Below are 420 nucleotides of genomic sequence, written 5' to 3' on the forward strand. Positions count from 1 at the left end.
GGCCGGCGCCTGCTCCAGGACGACGTGCGCGTTGGTGCCGCCGATGCCGAAGGAGCTGACGGCGGCGCGCCGCGGTCCGCCGGGCACCGGCCAGCCCGCCTCGGCGACGTCGGCGTCGGCGATGCGCAGTCCGCCCGTCCCGCCGAGCGCGCGGTTGGGGGTGTCGAAGGGCACCTGGCGGGGCACCGTGCCGTGCTCCAGGGCGAGGACGGCCTTGACGACGCCGGCGATGCCCGCGGCCGTGTTGAGGTGGCCGACCACGGACTTGACGGAGCCGACGGCGGCGGGGTGGGGACGGTCGCCGCCGTAGACGCGTTCCAGTGCGGCGAACTCGACGGGGTCGCCGAGGTGGGTGCCGGTGCCGTGGGTCTCGAGCAGACCGACCGAGTGCGGGTCGACGCCGGCGACGGCGAGCGCCTC

Annotated in this window: 1 protein-coding gene; it reads right to left on the reverse strand. The window is 77.1% G+C overall.

The window, feature by feature from the left end; translation table 11 throughout:
- On the reverse strand, positions 1-420 hold a 420-nt coding region (locus LPA54_RS40040), incomplete at both ends, for a polyketide synthase (RefSeq protein WP_228985334.1).

The sequence above is a fragment of the Streptomyces sp. DH12 genome (assembly GCF_020873895.1).
Taxonomy (GTDB): domain Bacteria; phylum Actinomycetota; class Actinomycetes; order Streptomycetales; family Streptomycetaceae; genus Streptomyces.